At 50.4% G+C, this 15,600-nt stretch carries 13 protein-coding genes; 7 read left to right on the forward strand and 6 right to left on the reverse strand.

Annotation, left to right across the window (positions count from 1 at the left end; all coding sequences use genetic code 11):
- Positions 1-105: 105 nt before the first annotated feature.
- Entirely contained in the window at positions 106-546 is a 441-nt protein-coding gene (locus KDN34_RS15125; protein ID WP_212594534.1) for a GNAT family N-acetyltransferase, read from the forward strand.
- A gap of 74 nt (positions 547-620) precedes the next feature.
- Positions 621-1,106 (forward strand): HAD family hydrolase, encoded by a 486-nt coding sequence (locus tag KDN34_RS15130; RefSeq protein ID WP_212594535.1) that lies wholly within the window; start codon positions 621-623, stop codon positions 1,104-1,106.
- A gap of 116 nt (positions 1,107-1,222) precedes the next feature.
- Here the strand turns inward: KDN34_RS15130 and KDN34_RS15135 are convergent, their stop codons facing one another.
- On the reverse strand, positions 1,223-3,616 hold the full coding sequence (locus KDN34_RS15135) for a bifunctional aspartate kinase/homoserine dehydrogenase II (protein WP_212594536.1): 2,394 nt from the start codon (positions 3,614-3,616) through the stop codon (positions 1,223-1,225).
- Positions 3,617-3,634: 18 nt separating this feature from the next.
- On the reverse strand, positions 3,635-4,795 hold the full coding sequence (gene metB, locus KDN34_RS15140; RefSeq protein ID WP_212594537.1) for a cystathionine gamma-synthase: 1,161 nt from the start codon (positions 4,793-4,795) through the stop codon (positions 3,635-3,637).
- Between the two features lie 215 nt (positions 4,796-5,010).
- Here metB and metJ point away from each other — a divergent pair, with 215 nt between their 5' ends.
- The gene (metJ, locus tag KDN34_RS15145; RefSeq protein WP_212594538.1) at positions 5,011-5,325 is read left to right on the forward strand and encodes a met regulon transcriptional regulator MetJ; all 315 of its coding nucleotides are present in this window, start codon (positions 5,011-5,013) and stop codon (positions 5,323-5,325) included.
- Between the two features lie 74 nt (positions 5,326-5,399).
- A complete protein-coding gene (locus tag KDN34_RS15150; protein ID WP_212594539.1) occupies positions 5,400-6,134 on the forward strand; it encodes a sulfite exporter TauE/SafE family protein in 735 nt (244 codons plus the stop codon).
- A 16-nt stretch (positions 6,135-6,150) separates the two neighbouring features.
- On the opposite strand, the gene KDN34_RS15155 is transcribed toward KDN34_RS15150, so the two are convergent.
- The 4 genes from KDN34_RS15155 to phsA form a co-directional block, all read right to left on the reverse strand.
- Positions 6,151-7,350, reverse strand: a complete 1,200-nt coding sequence (locus KDN34_RS15155) for a conjugal transfer protein TraF (protein ID WP_212594540.1) — start codon at positions 7,348-7,350, stop codon at positions 6,151-6,153.
- 128 nt (positions 7,351-7,478) lie between these two features.
- On the reverse strand, positions 7,479-8,417 hold the full coding sequence (nrfD, locus tag KDN34_RS15160; RefSeq protein ID WP_212594541.1) for an NrfD/PsrC family molybdoenzyme membrane anchor subunit: 939 nt from the start codon (positions 8,415-8,417) through the stop codon (positions 7,479-7,481).
- On the reverse strand, positions 8,414-8,986 hold the full coding sequence (locus tag KDN34_RS15165) for a 4Fe-4S dicluster domain-containing protein (protein WP_212596683.1): 573 nt from the start codon (positions 8,984-8,986) through the stop codon (positions 8,414-8,416). Before KDN34_RS15165 ends, nrfD begins: the two co-directional genes overlap by 4 nt.
- Positions 8,987-8,999: 13 nt before the next feature.
- Positions 9,000-11,279, reverse strand: a complete 2,280-nt coding sequence (gene phsA / locus KDN34_RS15170) for a thiosulfate reductase PhsA (RefSeq protein ID WP_212594542.1) — start codon at positions 11,277-11,279, stop codon at positions 9,000-9,002.
- 579 nt (positions 11,280-11,858) lie between these two features.
- Between phsA and KDN34_RS15175 the strand changes: the two genes are divergently transcribed.
- From KDN34_RS15175 to KDN34_RS15185, 3 genes are all read left to right on the forward strand, one after another.
- Positions 11,859-12,185: a c-type cytochrome gene (locus KDN34_RS15175; RefSeq protein ID WP_212594543.1), complete on the forward strand. Its 327-nt coding sequence runs from the start codon at positions 11,859-11,861 to the stop codon at positions 12,183-12,185.
- A gap of 113 nt (positions 12,186-12,298) precedes the next feature.
- A complete protein-coding gene (locus KDN34_RS15180) occupies positions 12,299-14,026 on the forward strand; it encodes a DUF3373 domain-containing protein (protein WP_212594544.1) in 1,728 nt (575 codons plus the stop codon).
- A gap of 43 nt (positions 14,027-14,069) precedes the next feature.
- The gene (locus KDN34_RS15185; protein ID WP_212594545.1) at positions 14,070-15,443 is read left to right on the forward strand and encodes a tetrathionate reductase family octaheme c-type cytochrome; all 1,374 of its coding nucleotides are present in this window, start codon (positions 14,070-14,072) and stop codon (positions 15,441-15,443) included.
- Positions 15,444-15,600 lie beyond the last annotated feature (157 nt).

The following is a 15,600-nucleotide window of genomic DNA, read 5'->3' on the forward strand; positions in this document are numbered from 1 at the left end:
TGCTGAACGCGTGTTATTGATGGTCGCTATCGCTAGAATATATTTCACAAACCGATGAGCTGCTGTGGTACCGATCAGCCCTAACATCACCTGAAGGAACGGCAATTGAGCTACCCAGTAGTAACCGAAATACCTTCGGCAGAAGAGTATTGTCGGTTGCGGTTGGATGTTGGCTTATCAGCAAAATCGACTGCTGCGGCAAGGATTGGCTTAAGTCATGCGCCTTATACCATTTGTGTTCGTGATAACGGCCCATTAATCAGTATGGGTCGAGTGATTGGCGATGGTGGCGGCTTCTTTCACATTGTCGATATCGCCGTAGCCCCGAAATATCAGCGACAAGGTTTAGGCATGCGCATCATGGATAAGATTGAACAGTATCTGGATACCGTGGCACAGGAAGGTTCTTATGTATCGTTAATTGCCGCTAAACCGGATTTTTATGCCAAGCGCGGGTATTTACCGACGGCTCCGGCCGGCTATGGCATGTCTGAAAAGTTTCAGTGGTATGCCTGGCACAGCCTGATGTTGACGTTAGTAACTTAGTCTCTGCTGGTGCGATTAATAGCGGTACGGCTTACGTGCCGATAATATGCTGCTCTTCTTTGGGAAACCGTACTTTGACAAAGATATATCTGTTTGACTGGGGTAACACCCTGATGGTCGATGATCCGCATCAGACGGGCAAAATGTGTCATTGGGAGCATGTCGCAGCTGTCGCGCAGGCGCATGAAACGCTGCAGGTTCTGGCCAAATGCCATCGCCTCTATGTGGCAACCAATGCTGCGGATTCTGCCGCTGATGATGTGCGCCAAGCATTGGAACGCGTTGGACTGGCACAGTACATTAATGGCTACTTCTGCAAAGACAGTCTGGGGCTGAGCAAAGATAACCCGGAGTTTTACCGCACCATCATCCGCTTACTGGGCGTTGCTGCCGACGACCTGGTCATGGTGGGAGATTCGCTTGAAACCGACATCAAACCCGCAGCCGCCGCAGGGCTGAATGTTGTGTGGTTCAATCCAACAGCCGTAAATGACATGTCCGAAGCGGGATACCGCCAAATCCGCCAGTTATCAGAGTTATGCTCCAGATATCAGTGTTAGCGATTGGCTACATCCACGGCCACAGATGCTCTGCTTCAGCCACCGGAGTTGATGGCTAATTCACCATCGCAAACAGCAACAAAAAGGCCTCAATGCTGAGGCCTTTTCGTCATCCATCAGTCTTCCAGCAAATCTCGACAGATTTGCACTAAGTCAGATTGTACTGCCGCCGCCGTGACTTCGCGCCCGGCCCCCGGGCCACGAATAATCAGCGGATTGCCCTGATAGAACGCACTGCGGATCACAAACACATTGTCACCTGGCGTCAAATTCGCGTACGCGTGATTACGCTCAACCCACTGCAATGCCACTTCAGCAGTGGCCCCTTGCTCACCACGTTCCAACGCTGCCACGTAGCGTAATACCTTACCTTGCTCGTTAGCAGCGGCAAACTGCTGTGACAGTTCCGTGTCCAGTTCAGGTAATCGTTGCAGAAACTCTTCTAGCGGGATCTGCGCTAGATGTGCCGGAACCAAAGAACTCAGGCGAATATCCTCAAGTTCCAGTTCCAACCCGATTTCTCTGGCGAGAATCAACAGTTTACGCTGCATGTCTCGGCCGGAGAGATCATCGCGGGGGTCGGGTTCGGTAATGCCTAGCGCTTTAGCTTCCAGTACCAGTTCCGAGAACGGACGTACCCCATCATATTTTTCAAACAACCAACACAGGGTCCCGGAGAAAATACCACCGACCGCTTGTACCTGATCGCCACTGTTATGCAGGTCGTTCAGCGCATGTTGTACCGGTAACCCGGCGCCACAACTGGCGTTATACCGCCAAAATAGGCGACGATTACCCAGCATTTGTTTCAATTCACGGTAAAACGCCAAAGGTCCAGAACCCGCGAGTTTGTTAGCGCTCACCATGTGAATACCGTGGGCAAAAAACTCCGGATATTGCAGTGTCAGACTGGCGCTGGCACTGATATCCAAAGCGACCAATTCGTCACAGGATAAATCATCGGCCTGCTCAAACAGGTGCTCATACTGCCACGGAGTCGCTTCAGCTTCGAAACGTGTCTGCCACTCAGCAACGGCAATACCTTCGTTACAAAACAATGCCTTACTTGAACTGGCCAAGCCGACCAGCACCACTTCGGCTTCGAGTTGCCGATTCAGTTGTGCCGCTGATTTGCCAAACAAGGTCACCCAGGCTTCGCCGATATTGCCCACCCCTAACAGAATGATGCCAATACGTTTACGGGGGCCAGCACAGCGACGATGTACTTTCTGCGTCAATAACGCTACCTGCTGCTGCGGAACTAACGTCACCAGACTCAGACCATCCTGATACAGCGGTCTGGCTTCACGGCTAAGCAATCGGGCGAAGCTACGGCGATAGAGATTGGCGGCGGCGCTGACCAGTGCCACCAGCCCAAAGCCAGTATGGGTTTCGACATTACTGATCCCCAACTCATCGGTAAACTGCAGCAATAGCGCCGCCAATTGTTTCCGCGATTCTAAGGTATACGCCAACTCATGTTTTTGTTTACCCAGCGACCAGTGCGCTAAAGGTTGTAACCCTGCGTGTTCCAGTGTATCCAATAAGGCTTCCCACGGTGCCTGCAACTGCAACGTGACGGTAAAGACTTCATCGAGACTCGTCACCACCGGGGCACTGGCAATATCACTTTGTGGAGCCACCAGCGTAAAGTCAGTCTGCGGCGCATAACTGGAACGCACCGCCAAGCTCACCTGCGTGTTATACAGCGGTTGCAGCGTACGAGAATGTAAGACAGGAGACCCCAAACGCGCTAAGCGGTCAGCTTCAGCCAGTGACATCGTTTGCAGCAGTTTGGCATCCTGAATTTTGTTGGGGTCGGCATTAAATACCCCTTCCACGTCAGTCCAGATGGTGACGCGGTCAATATCCGCCAGGCTGGCAATTAATGTTGCGCTGAAATCGGAACCATTGCGCCCCAGTAACAGCATCTCCCCGTGAGGATTGGCGCAGATAAAACCCGTGATCACCAACCGTTCATCTGGATGCGCCTGCAGCATTTTCTGTACCTGAGCCCGAGACTCTTCCATGCGAATTTTCGGCACGGCGGCTTCATCGGCGATCAATAAGCCGCGGGCGTCGATGTTAGAGGCTGCCACCCCAGATTCTCGCAGCAGCGCCGCCATCAATCGGGCAGACCAGCGTTCACCAAAACCAACCACCTGATTGCATTGATATTCGCTACGAATATCCAGCGATAACAAACTCATCAAGGTGGCCCGATCATTCGCCAGCCGTTCCCGCAGCTGACGCGCTTGGGAATTACTCAATAACTGTTCAATCAGGTTTTGCTGGTAACTCATCAAAACCTGTAGTTCTTCCTGCCACAACTTGCCCTGTTCGCGCAGCGATAATAGTTTGTAGAGAAAATTAGTGGTTTTGCCAGCTGCGGATACCACGATCAGGTCATCGGGACGACCATGAGTCAGTAAAATATGCGCCACACGCCGATAACAATCCGGATCCGCGAGACTGCTACCCCCAAACTTATGTAAGTGACTACGCGCCATCAATCAATGCTCCCCAACTCAACAAGCGGCGACCGCTGCCAAACCAGCAGCGATATCGTCCAGCAGATCCTGTGGATCTTCGATCCCCACGGATAAACGAATAAGTGTATCTTTGATGCCGGCTTCAGCACGGGCTGCCGGTTCCATTGCCCGGTGTGTCATAGTAGCAGGAACCGCTACCAGACTTTCCACGCCCCCCAAACTTTCTGCAACAGAGAAATAGCGCAAAGCGCCAAGAAAAGCTTCCACTTCGGCATCACTGCCTTTCAGTTCGAAACTGACCATAGCACCAAAGCCAAGTTGCTGTTTCGCCGCAATTTCATGACCCGGATGCGTTTTCAGCCCAGGGTAATACACCTTCTGTACTTGCGCGCTACTTTGCAGCAGATCCACAATTTTAGCGGCATTATTTTGGTGCTGCTGAATACGCAGTGCCAGTGTGCGCAGGCCGCGTAATGTCAGATAACTGTCGAATGCACCGCCGGTCAGCCCCAAGGTGTTAGACCACCAGTGTAGCTGTTCTGCCAGCGCCGCATCTTTTGCAATCACCGCACCACCGACAACGTCACTGTGACCGTTGATATATTTGGTGGTGGAATGCACTACGATATCGGCGCCCAGCAATAACGGTTGCTGTAATGCGGGAGACAGGAAGGTGTTATCCGCCACCAACAGTGCTCCCACGGCGTTACAGGCCGCGGCAACACTGGCGATATCGATTACCCGCAGCAAGGGGTTGGAAGGCGTTTCAATCCATACCATCTTTGGCTTACGCGCCAGAGCTTGTTGTAATGCCGCCGCATCGGTCTGGTCGATAACCGCCAGCTTAAACTGGCCTTTTTTGGCTAAATGGGTAAATAACCGATAACAACCGCCATAACAATCATGGGGTACAACCAGCAGATCATCGGGGCTCAATAGACTGGTCACCAACGTAACCGCCGCCATACCACTGGCGGTAATAACTGCTGGACACCCTTGTTCCAGTTCACCAATCGCATTTCCGAGAATACTGCGAGTTGGGTTACCAGAGCGACTGTAGTCAAACTGCCGCGGAGTTTTATGCCCATCAAAGGCATAATTGGTCGAAAGATAGATGGGCGGAACCACTGCACCATGCTGATTATCGGTTTCAATTCCCTGACGGACGGCGATGGTGGCCATTTTCCGCTCTGTCATTTTCGACTCCTTAAATTCTTTTCAAGAAACACCATAAAGATGTCTGGACGGCTAAATTCTACCAAGTCGCTTGTTGGCGTCAATAGGCATCGAGACGTTTAGACGTCCAAATGTATAGAATTCCATTTTTGTGATACAGTATTATGGCCCGACATTTGACTGTCGGATGTAAGAGTTTAAAATCGGCAGCGAATTAGTGACATAGCAGGTGCAACATGACTGAATGGAACGGCGAATATATCAGCCCTTACGCTGAGCACGGGAAGAAAAACGAACAAGTAAAAAAAATCACTGTGTCTATTCCGCTAAAAGTGCTCAAAGTACTGACGGATGAACGCACCCGGCGTCAGGTGAACAACCTACGTCATGCCACCAACAGCGAATTGCTGTGCGAAGCATTTCTGCATGCTTATACCGGCCAGCCATTACCAAATGATGAAGATCTGTCCAAGGATCGCCCGGACAGTATCCCGGCCGAAGCGAAACAGATGATGGAAGATATGGGTATCGAATGGGAAGAAATGGAGTAAATGCACTGTTTCCATCGCTGCTGTTTTAACCCTTCTCTATACAGCCGGGCAACGCCCGGCACAGTACTTCCGTCATGTGGTCGTTAGTCGATCCGATCACCCTGATTCTGGCATCACTGATCATTTTTCTGGGTGCCATCACCCAAAGTCTGCTGGGCTTCGGACTGGCAGTGGTCTCTACCCCGCTGTTATATATCGTTGATCCAGAGTTGGTGCCGGTACCGGTGATCATCCTCAGTTTTTCTATCGCGCTGCTTACCTTATTACGAGAACGCGGCAATCTGGAACTCGGCGGGCTGCAATACGCCTTAGCCGGCAGAATTCCGGGCAGCTTACTGGGCGTTACTTTACTGCTGGCACCACGTGCGATTCTCGGTTTAATCATTGCGGCCATTGTAGGACTGGCAGTGTGGATGAGCCTGAAAAAGCTTACCGTCGCCGTCAACCGCCGCAGCTTGTTCATCGCCGGGCTGTTTTCAGGTATTTTTGGCACCGTAGCTGGCATTGGCGGCCCACCGATGGCGTTATTGCTGACGGGCCGAGACGCCGGAAAATTTCGGGCGGCACTGTCAGCCTTTTTTATGGCAAGTACCTGTATTACCTTGGCTATTCTGGCAGTATCGGGCCTCATCACAGTACGACATCTACTACTATCGGCATTATTACTACCCGCAGTATTTTTAGGCTTTCTCGCCTCCGGCACCCTTATGGGACGGGTGGACAAACGTCGCACCCGCACGCTGACCCTGACCTTATGTAGCGCCAGTGCCTTGCTGCTGGCGCTAAAATCCCTTTGGGCATTAATCTAGTTTGTCGCTACCAAACTCAGAAATGATAGGAGGTCTGCAGCGCACCGCCCACCGCGTTATCGCTGCCGAACATCCCGGTCAAATCCAATCGGAAGAAATTGCCAATCGCAATCCCCGTTCCCACCGAATAGATATCGGTAGTCACATCATTGAGATCCTGACGATAACCTAATCGCAGTGCCAGCCAATCGGTAGCCTTGATTTCACCGCCTACACGCCAATATTTAGGCCCGTCCAACTCCGCAAATTTCTTGTTGTCGGTCAGATCAATATCCGACGTTAATGTCATTGCACGCCACTCATAGGCAATACCTGCGGTGACTGCGGGCTTAATCTGATAGGTAAGCTGCTGCCCTTCTGACGCCATGGTTTGCAGATCTTGCTTCACTAAATTCCGCCCACTCAGCGCCAATGTCAGACCGGCCGTCGGTTGCATGGCAACACCCACGTCGACGTTAAACCCCGTATCGTCATTACGATAATCGTCACTGTTAAAATCATTGACGTCGAAATTGTTGGCAGATACTGCGTAATTAAAGGTATCTAAACGCTGCAACTTAGGCGTAACACCAATACTGACCGGCATATTGCCGACGGTAAAGCTATGGCTTAAGGCAACGCCCAGATCAGATACTGCACCGGCGATCACACGGCCTTGGGATGACAGATCATCCAGCGAAGGAGGAGTCAGAGGATCGATGGCACTGAGGAGCGCCAGATCAGCATCACTGATCTCTGCCAACGCGAATCCATCCAGATAGGTTTTGGCAACGATAGCCATGGACACTTTACTGCTGCTCGGCAGCACGACAGCAAATCCCAAACCGACACTGGCATAAGCACTGTCACCTTGTAACGACTCCAAGTTTCCTAGCAACAGGTCTCGATAATGGATGATGCCCTCGACATCCCGCTGATTAATGGCGTTATCCAAGCCGTCATAGTTATCCTGTAAGTCGTCAAATTCATCCACCATTTTGTCTTTATCTGCCCCATCCGCCCCGATGGCTGGAAGTAACAGACTCACATCGGCGCTCTGACGATCGGCCAGGCCCAACAATGCCGGATTAATAAATCCGGCAACCATCCGGTCACCGGCAGCGACACCAGCACCACCCATCGCATCAGTTCTGGCTTCAAATACATCTTGCCCTGCCCAGACTGAGCTACAACTTAAAGCCGTACCAACCAGCAATGCCAGCGTTTTGAATTTCATCTTCTATCCCACTCACCATGATTTTATTTTCTTGTTAAAGATAGCCGTTAACGCACCATTCTTCAGACAAAAGCGCATAAAAAAGCCCTCAAGTTAGCGAGGGCTTTGATTACTTAACGTAATATTTTCTAGCCGAGATAACTTTGGCCAGCATAGAGGATGAAATGACGTAATGCCAAGACCCCGGTCAAACTACAGAGTGCGCCAATCACCATCACGCCTTTACCATGACGTTGAGCGGCGGGCAACAACTGCGATAACAGTGGGATACCGAAACCCACCGCGACCACCAAAGTCCAGAACACCGCCGCCCAGGTGCCGCTAGTCAGCGAGGCCAACGCCATAGCAGCGGCACCACCTTTAAAGTACAGGGCGCTGAACAACATAAACAGGAACAGAATTTCAATCGCTGCCACCGGCAGTTCAAGTCCGTGCATCCGACTGAGATCGTGATCGTGAGAAGTGGTGTTAAACAGCAACAATGCCACAACGGCGTTGGCTGCCGCCCCAGCAGAGATCCCCGACACCAAAAACAATGCCGGTAAAATTGCCGTATTAAGCATCGGGTAGATGTTCATCGCTGAAATCAGGAATCCGGTATAAGCACCGACGACAACCGCCAGGACCAACAACAACACTTCAATGGCCTTTCTAACACCAGCCAAAGCGTCAGCAATCCCTTGCAGCAAACCAACACCGATGCTTGCCAATTGCTCGCGAAAGACAACCAGTGCATAAAGGAAGGTCAACGGAATGTAGACCAATAAGGCCAGTACGCCAATGGACATCACTGACGTGAAGTTATAGTTGAGCAGAATCAACCAGAAATGGAATGGCCGGGTCAGGTCAAACACCAGACACAACATGCCCAGACAGATAGCCACCGGAGCAATGAGTGCAGCAGCCTTGAGGACGGGACTCTCCTCGTGGTCACCTTTCACCCAACGCATCGCAATCGCAATCAGCAAACTGCCCGCGGAGAGGCCAGCCAAAAACAGATATACGGCAATCACCCAATGCCATGTCACTGGATTGTACTGTGACATATCACCCCAGATATTGTTCATGCTTCAATCCCCCCTTTACGGCCAGGAATACGATAAATCCTTGGCTGAGTGCCAAGATGGAGTTTTTCTCGGTAGGTAGGTGCACTTAGCAGCAATTTGGCCACGTCGCTCTGAGGGTCGTTGGCATCGCCAAACACTAGCGCGTTCGTTGGACAAATCGTGACACAGGCAGGCTGCTCTCCACGCGCCAATCGGGTATCACTGCAGAAATTACATTTTTCGGCAGTTAGTGAGACCGGATTGATAAACCGCACCTTGTATGGGCAAGCAGCGACACAATACTGGCAACCGATGCAGTTATCGTGATTGATGGTGACAATGCCATCGGCATTAATGTATGCCGCGCCGGTTGGACACACCTTAACGCACGGGGCATTTTCACATTGCTGGCATGACACCCGGTTAAACTTGAAATGTAAGTCGGGTATTTCACCAAAAGGACCTTCTACGCGTACTTGCAGACGAGTCACGCCTTCCGGTACCTGATTTTCACTACGGCAGGCGACATTGCACGCCTGACAGCCGATGCACTTGTTTTCATCGTGCACCATGACGTATCTCTTATTCATCATCAGCCTCCCGTTATGCCTTTTCCAGTTTCACACCCGTGGTGTGTACGCACATACCGCACACTGGAGCCGTTGCGTGAGGTAAAAGATTGCCACAATGCACTCCTTTACCACTGGCGAGGGTCAATTCTTTGTTTTTGGAACCAAAGCCCATGTAGGCAAAGACAGTGTCGGGACGAATGCCCTTGGTGACTAAGGCGTGACCAGTTTCACTGCCTACGCTAGACGTCAGGCGGATATCATCGCCATTTTTGATTCCGAACCTGGCAGCCGTTTCCGGGTGGATCCACACCGCGTTATCCGACATCAGGTTGGCGAGCATAGGGATATTGTGAGTGGCGCCGTTGGTATGTACCGCCACTTTGCCTTGAATGAAATACAGCTCGTCCGGTTGCTTCAACTGGGGCTCGTGATAAACGATGGTGCCTCTTCCCGGCGCCATCGCCTCAACTTCGACAGAGTACAACTCAATCTTGCCGCTCGGCGTTTTGAACTTCAGCGCACTGCCATAGGTTCCGTCATCATCGGCCGGGCGGGCACCAGGATAGGCAGCGACAAAGTCGGCCACCATCTGTGGTTCGCGTAACATCAATGGTTTACCGTAACTGATATAGCCTTTGGCTTTAATCTCTTTTAAGAGCGCATCATCCTTGTTGACCTGTGCTAACTGCAGGGTCTGAATATTGTCCCAAGGGTAGTAAGCGTCTAGCCCTAGTTTGATCCCTAACTCGCGGAAGATCTGCCAGCCAGGTTTAGCCTCGCCAATCACATCGACCACCTGCTGACGCACATAGTAGCCGGGATTCTTGCCGGATTTGTCGGCAATCTCTTCATCACGTTCCAGATAGGTACATTCCGGCAGAATGTAGTCCGCAAAGGCAGCGGTTTCGCTGACATACAGATCGCAGCACACAACCAGATCCATCTTTTTCAGGGCCTGTTCCACTTTGCTGCGGTCAGTGACCGTTTGCATCGGGTTGGTTCGCGTCATCACCCAGCCATGAATGGGATATGGTTTCCCGGTCGTCACCGTATCGATAATCGACTGGTAAACGCCGCCCATCTTCCATGTAAAGGCGTATTGACCATCAAGTTGATCGATACGTTTAGCCGCCGGTTTGGGGATCTTAACCCCAGGATTAGCCAGAGCCGGAGCCACATCAGCGCCTGCCAGCTTGTTGTAACTGCTGGCTTTTTTACCCATATAAAGGCCGCCTTTACGTTCAAAATTGCCAAGCAGCACGTTAAGCGCATAGATGGTTCGGCGTAACTCAAATTCTTCGGGGGTAAACGTACTGCGGTGACCAAAATCGACCAGCGCATGCGGTGCAGCCTTGGCCATTTCATGCGCGATACGGCGGATATCTTTGGCCGGGACATCGGTAAGTGATGCCGCCCATTCCGGAGTATATGCCGCGACCTGAGAAGCAAATTGAGCAAACCCTTCAACGTAACGTTCTACAAATGCCTTGTCGTAGAGATTATCGGCAATCAACACCTGACAGAGTGCCAGCGCTACCGCGACATCGCTGCCGGGGCGCACGGGGTACCATTCATCCGCTTTAGAGGCCACCACGGAGAAGCGAGGATCAAACACCACCAGCTTGGCATGCTTGTCCATCTGCGCGTTCATGAGCGCGCGAGTTTCGGACATATTGATCCCTTCATAGAGATTATGACCAAAGTTAATGATGAACTTACTGTTGCTGAGATCGCGTTTTAGTTTAGTGCCATAAATTGCGTGGGCGGCGACTTCATAGGCGCCTGGGCAGGTTGACAAATGGGTGAAGGTGTTCGGGCTGCCAAAGGCATTTGCCATATTGAAGATATGCGTGTGTTCAGAACCCGATTTAGAAGAGAACACCACAGTTTCCGGGCCATATTTGCTTTTCAGTTCATTCATTTTGGCCGCGATTTCGCTGTAGGCTTGCTCCCAACTAATGGTCTGCCATTTGCCTTCACCACGTTCACCAATGCGCTTCATCGGCTTCACAATCCGTTGTGGATCGTAAAGCAGACTGTGACCGGCACCACCGCGAGCACAGACCTTTCCACCAAAAGATTTAGCTGCGGCATTTCCTTGAATAAATACCGTTTTGCCATCTACTACCCGGGCCGCTATCGGGCAACGAGTGGAACACATCTCACAAATACTATAAACGGTTTCCCCACTTCCCTTCAGTGCCGGGGCGCCTATCGCGGCTAAAGAGCCAGGCACCACACTTGCCAAAGCACAGGAAGCACCAGTCGCACCTGCACCTTTTAGGAAAGCCCGTCGATCAAGCTTTATCATGTTTAACCTCCATCATCTCCGTCAGAAGATGAATAGTTTCACTTGGAATCTTGTTATTCAGACACGCGGCTTATATCCCACAAAGTGTCTGTGCTGATTTCAGGTAAATTGTTAATCCACGAATGTTTTACCGATATTGTGGTAAACCACAATGGCATTCCAGATGTGATCTAAGGCATAAGAATTTGGCGATTCCGCCACCAATGTGTGAACGGAATTACATTAATTTAATTACTTAAACGAACCTTAAAATAACTAATCACCGTATGCATAAAATAACAAATATTAATTTTTGTTAACTTCGTCACTTTGAAAAAAATGTGATATCACCTGCAATATCTATTTTCTATAATTTAATAAACTAAAAATCATCATATTGTTTTTTATCATTATTTTTAAACCTCAATCTCGATCAATTAGATTTTTTTCAATGATATTTTTTTCAATTAGAAAAATTTTATGGAAGTGATCGTTATCAAATATTGACACTATTTACTTTGTTAAATTAATTCCTGAAATAAAACAAAGCGCATTCAAACATGAAACGCTTAATTAAAAAATCGCAACATGAGGACATTAATGATGAAAACCAAAATCCAGCTCGGTGTATTACTGCTGGCCACTGTGCTGGCGGCAGGAGCTTCCGCTGCCGATGGCGGCAATCCTAAAAAAGGGAAACATCTTTATAAGAAAGAATGCAAAGTCTGCCACAGTAAAAACGATGCCGCTGGCGAACTCACCCCGATGACCAAAACCATGGCGCAATGGGATCGCTTCTTCGATAAAGACAAACACAAAGCTAAGCCAGAAGTTTTTGAAAAGCTGAGTGAACAGGATCTGAAAGACATCCAACAGTTCCTGTATGACCATGCTGCGGATTCCGCTCAACCTCAAACCTGCGGTTAATCCCGGCCCTTAAGCCAACACAACCCGACAAACTGACAGCAACAGTATGGAGCATGCTCCAGGGCCTGTTGCTGCCTGAAAAAGACCAGAACTTCTGGTCAGGAGATAAAAATATGCGCACTTTAGTCGCGATTGTTGTCGCTCAGGCTTTAGGACTTGCCGCCATGGCTAGCCCTGCTGTTTATGCCGCAGAACAAACAGATAATGCCAAGATTACTGAACTGAAACAGCAACTGGCGGATATCACCGAGGAGCTGGAAAATCTTAACGCTCGGGTCAATAAAACCGAACGTCATGCCGCGCTCGACCGTATTACTTTCACCGGTGATTTCCGAGTGAAAGCCCATTCGCTGCACTACCAAAATGTTACCTGGAATCCAGCAATTCTGGTGAACTTCAGTGACTTTGGCGCACGTGCAATGGCCGGGGAATATGGTAATCCAGCCGATGCCAGCTCACCGCTGGGCCAAATGATGGCAGCCAATCCTAGCCTGGCCGCCGCTTTTCAAAGTGGCCAGTTAAGTGGCGTTATGCCCTATGTATTGGCCGGAAAAACCCAGCAAGACATCGATAACGATCTTCTGTACACCACCCGCTTACGTCTGAATATGAAAGCCCAGGTGTGGGACAACGTGGATTTTGCTGGTCGTCTCAGCATGTATAAAAACTGGGGGGATTCTACCGGGGTGCAGGTATTTGACTCCTGGCGCTCCTACACTATGGATGGCACCGATTCCGGTAACACCTCTGGCGATTGGCTGCGGGTAGAACGTGCCTATTTCGACTGGCGTAACATCGGTGGCTCAGAGTTCTATCTGTCCATCGGTCGTCGTCCGTCAACTTATGGTCCTCCTAGCCAGTATCGTGAAAACGAACTGCGTGGTGGAACCCCATCCGGCCATCTGGTGAATTTCAACTTCGACGGTCTGACACTGGGTTACAAACTGGGTGAAATTACCGGGATTGACGGCCAGGTCGTACGGTTCTGTTACGGTCAGGGCTTCGAGTCTCAATGGGGCAACGGCGAGCTGTTTGGCGATACCGTGACGAAAGACACCCACCTCGGGGGCTTTAACATCGATGCCATCAACGATGGTAACCACTTCCTGCAATTGACCTTGTTTGCCGCTAAAGACATCAACGATGGCTTTAAAGGCACCATGGCGTTTCCGAATCAGTTTGCCTCTATCTTCGCCCCCACTATGTATCAGGATCTGCAGAAGTTTGACAACTTCAACTTCGTCACCCGAGTACAACCCAGTGGTGTGATTGGCGATATGTATCTGGGCGGCATTGGCTATGCCTATGAATCTGATGACGATATGAAGTTCTTTGCGTCTCTGGGCTGGACTCGCACCGTAGGTAACGGTTATGCCGGTATGTTTGGCGGCCTGTTGTCAGACGCAGTGTTCACTGCTGAGCTGAACAGCGATGGCACTGAAATCATCATGTCGCCATCTGCTGCAGACAGCAATGAGAACCATGACGGTTATGGGGTTTACGTCGGCATGCAGATCCCTGCGCCTTACGGCAAAGTCGGTCTGGAATATAACTATGGTTCCAAATACTGGACCCCATTCACTCAAGCACAGGACGACCCTATCGGTAGCAAACTGGCAACCCGTGGCCATGTGGTTGAAGGCTATTACATCTTTGATGTTAATCCGAAGATGTTCATCAAACTGGCAGCACTTTATTACAACTATGAATACACCGGTAGCGGCACTCCCGTAGGCGCGCCACAGAAAGTCAGCGACGTGCTGAACGGTACTGCGTATTCACTGTTGCCAGTGATTGATACCGCTATCGACGTTAATGCTTCCCTGACCGTTAACTTCTAACCCCATACAACAGCCCCGGGCAACCGGGGCAGGAGACACACTTATGAAATCACTTGCGTTACTCCTGTTGCTGGCGGCCGGAAGTGCCAGCGCAGCAGCGCCGCATAAAGATGTACTTAAAGGGCCATACGCCAATGGTCCTGAAGTCACCAAGGCCTGCTTGCAATGCCATGAGAAAGAAGCGAAAGATGTCATGAAAACCTCCCACTGGACCTGGGAGCTGAAACAGCAATTGCCTGGCCGCACGGTAATGCGCGGCAAGAAAAATGCAATTAACAACTTCTGCGTATCTATCGCCGGTAACCAACCACGTTGTACGGTATGTCACGCCGGTTATGGCTGGAAAGATAATAACTTTGATTTCACTGATGAAACTAAAGTGGATTGTCTGGTGTGTCACGACACCACGGGGACTTATGCCAAGACAGTGGCTGGCGAAGCGTTTGAAAACGTTGACCTGGCGAAAGTGGCTCAAAACGTTGGAAAGCCAGTCCGTGATAACTGCGGCTCTTGCCACTTCTATGGCGGCGGCGGCGATGCGGTGAAACACGGCGATCTGGATTCATCTATGGCCTATCCAGATAAAGCACTGGATGTGCATATGAATGCCGATGGTAATGACTTCCAATGTCAGGACTGTCATAAGACCAAAGACCATGACATTAGCGGTAATGCCATGGGCGTATCTCCTGGTGGTGAAGATCATATTGGTTGTACCAACTGCCACGATGCAGCCCCACATGCCAATAAACGTCTGAATACTCACGCCGAAACAGTCGCCTGTCAGACCTGTCACATTCCGTACTATGCCCGTCAGGAAGCCACCAAGCTGACCTGGGACTGGTCAACTGCCGGCGAAGACAGAGAAGATGCCGTCGATGAATATGGTCGTCACACTTACCTCAAGAAAAAAGGTTCATTCACTTGGGGCAAAATGGTGAAACCAAGCTATGCCTGGTACAACGGCAAAGCCGATGCCTATATGGCTGGTGACAAGATGGACCCTACCAAGGTGACCAAACTGGCTTATCCAATGGGTGACATCAAAGATCCAAAAGCGAAGATCTATCCGTTCAAGGTATTCACCGGTAAACAGATCTACGACAAGAAGAACCATATCTTCCTCAACCCGAAAACGTATGGTAAAGGGGGATACTGGAGTGACTTCGACTGGGATAAAGCTGCACGTCTGGGGATGGAAGCCAGTGAAGCAATGAAAGCTGTAGGTGCGACCTATAGTGGTGAATATGGGTTTGCCCCAACCGAAATGTGGTGGCGCATTAACCATATGGTTTCACCCAAGGAACAGGCGCTGAAGTGTAGCGATTGCCATAGCGCTAATGGTCGTCTTGACTGGAAAGCGCTGGGTTATGAAGGTGACCCAATGAAAGTAAAAGGTACTCGCCACACTAAGTAAACCCTAACCCGCGTTCCTTGTTTTGGTCGGTCATGTTGAATGCTCCCGACCGGGACCAACCCCAATCCCTGCTCGGGGTTGGTCCCATCTTTCCAGACAATAAGACCCACTCATAATCCAAACTGTCTCAGTTCGGCTAAACTGAAACTGAATAATT

The organism is Shewanella yunxiaonensis (assembly GCF_018223345.1).
GTDB lineage: Bacteria > Pseudomonadota > Gammaproteobacteria > Enterobacterales > Shewanellaceae > Shewanella > Shewanella yunxiaonensis.

Coding starts and splice junctions, on each gene's coding strand:
- KDN34_RS15135 (WP_212594536.1), bottom strand. CDS start 3,616: ATGGCGCGTAGTCACTTACATAAGTTTGGGGGTAGCAGTCTCGCGGAT.
- metB (WP_212594537.1), bottom strand. CDS start 4,795: ATGACAGAGCGGAAAATGGCCACCATCGCCGTCCGTCAGGGAATTGAA.
- metJ (WP_212594538.1), top strand. CDS start 5,011: ATGACTGAATGGAACGGCGAATATATCAGCCCTTACGCTGAGCACGGG.
- KDN34_RS15150 (WP_212594539.1), top strand. CDS start 5,400: ATGTGGTCGTTAGTCGATCCGATCACCCTGATTCTGGCATCACTGATC.
- KDN34_RS15155 (WP_212594540.1), bottom strand. CDS start 7,350: ATGAAATTCAAAACGCTGGCATTGCTGGTTGGTACGGCTTTAAGTTGT.
- nrfD (WP_212594541.1), bottom strand. CDS start 8,417: ATGAACAATATCTGGGGTGATATGTCACAGTACAATCCAGTGACATGG.
- KDN34_RS15165 (WP_212596683.1), bottom strand. CDS start 8,986: ATGAATAAGAGATACGTCATGGTGCACGATGAAAACAAGTGCATCGGC.
- phsA (WP_212594542.1), bottom strand. CDS start 11,279: ATGATAAAGCTTGATCGACGGGCTTTCCTAAAAGGTGCAGGTGCGACT.
- KDN34_RS15175 (WP_212594543.1), top strand. CDS start 11,859: ATGATGAAAACCAAAATCCAGCTCGGTGTATTACTGCTGGCCACTGTG.
- KDN34_RS15180 (WP_212594544.1), top strand. CDS start 12,299: ATGCGCACTTTAGTCGCGATTGTTGTCGCTCAGGCTTTAGGACTTGCC.
- KDN34_RS15185 (WP_212594545.1), top strand. CDS start 14,070: ATGAAATCACTTGCGTTACTCCTGTTGCTGGCGGCCGGAAGTGCCAGC.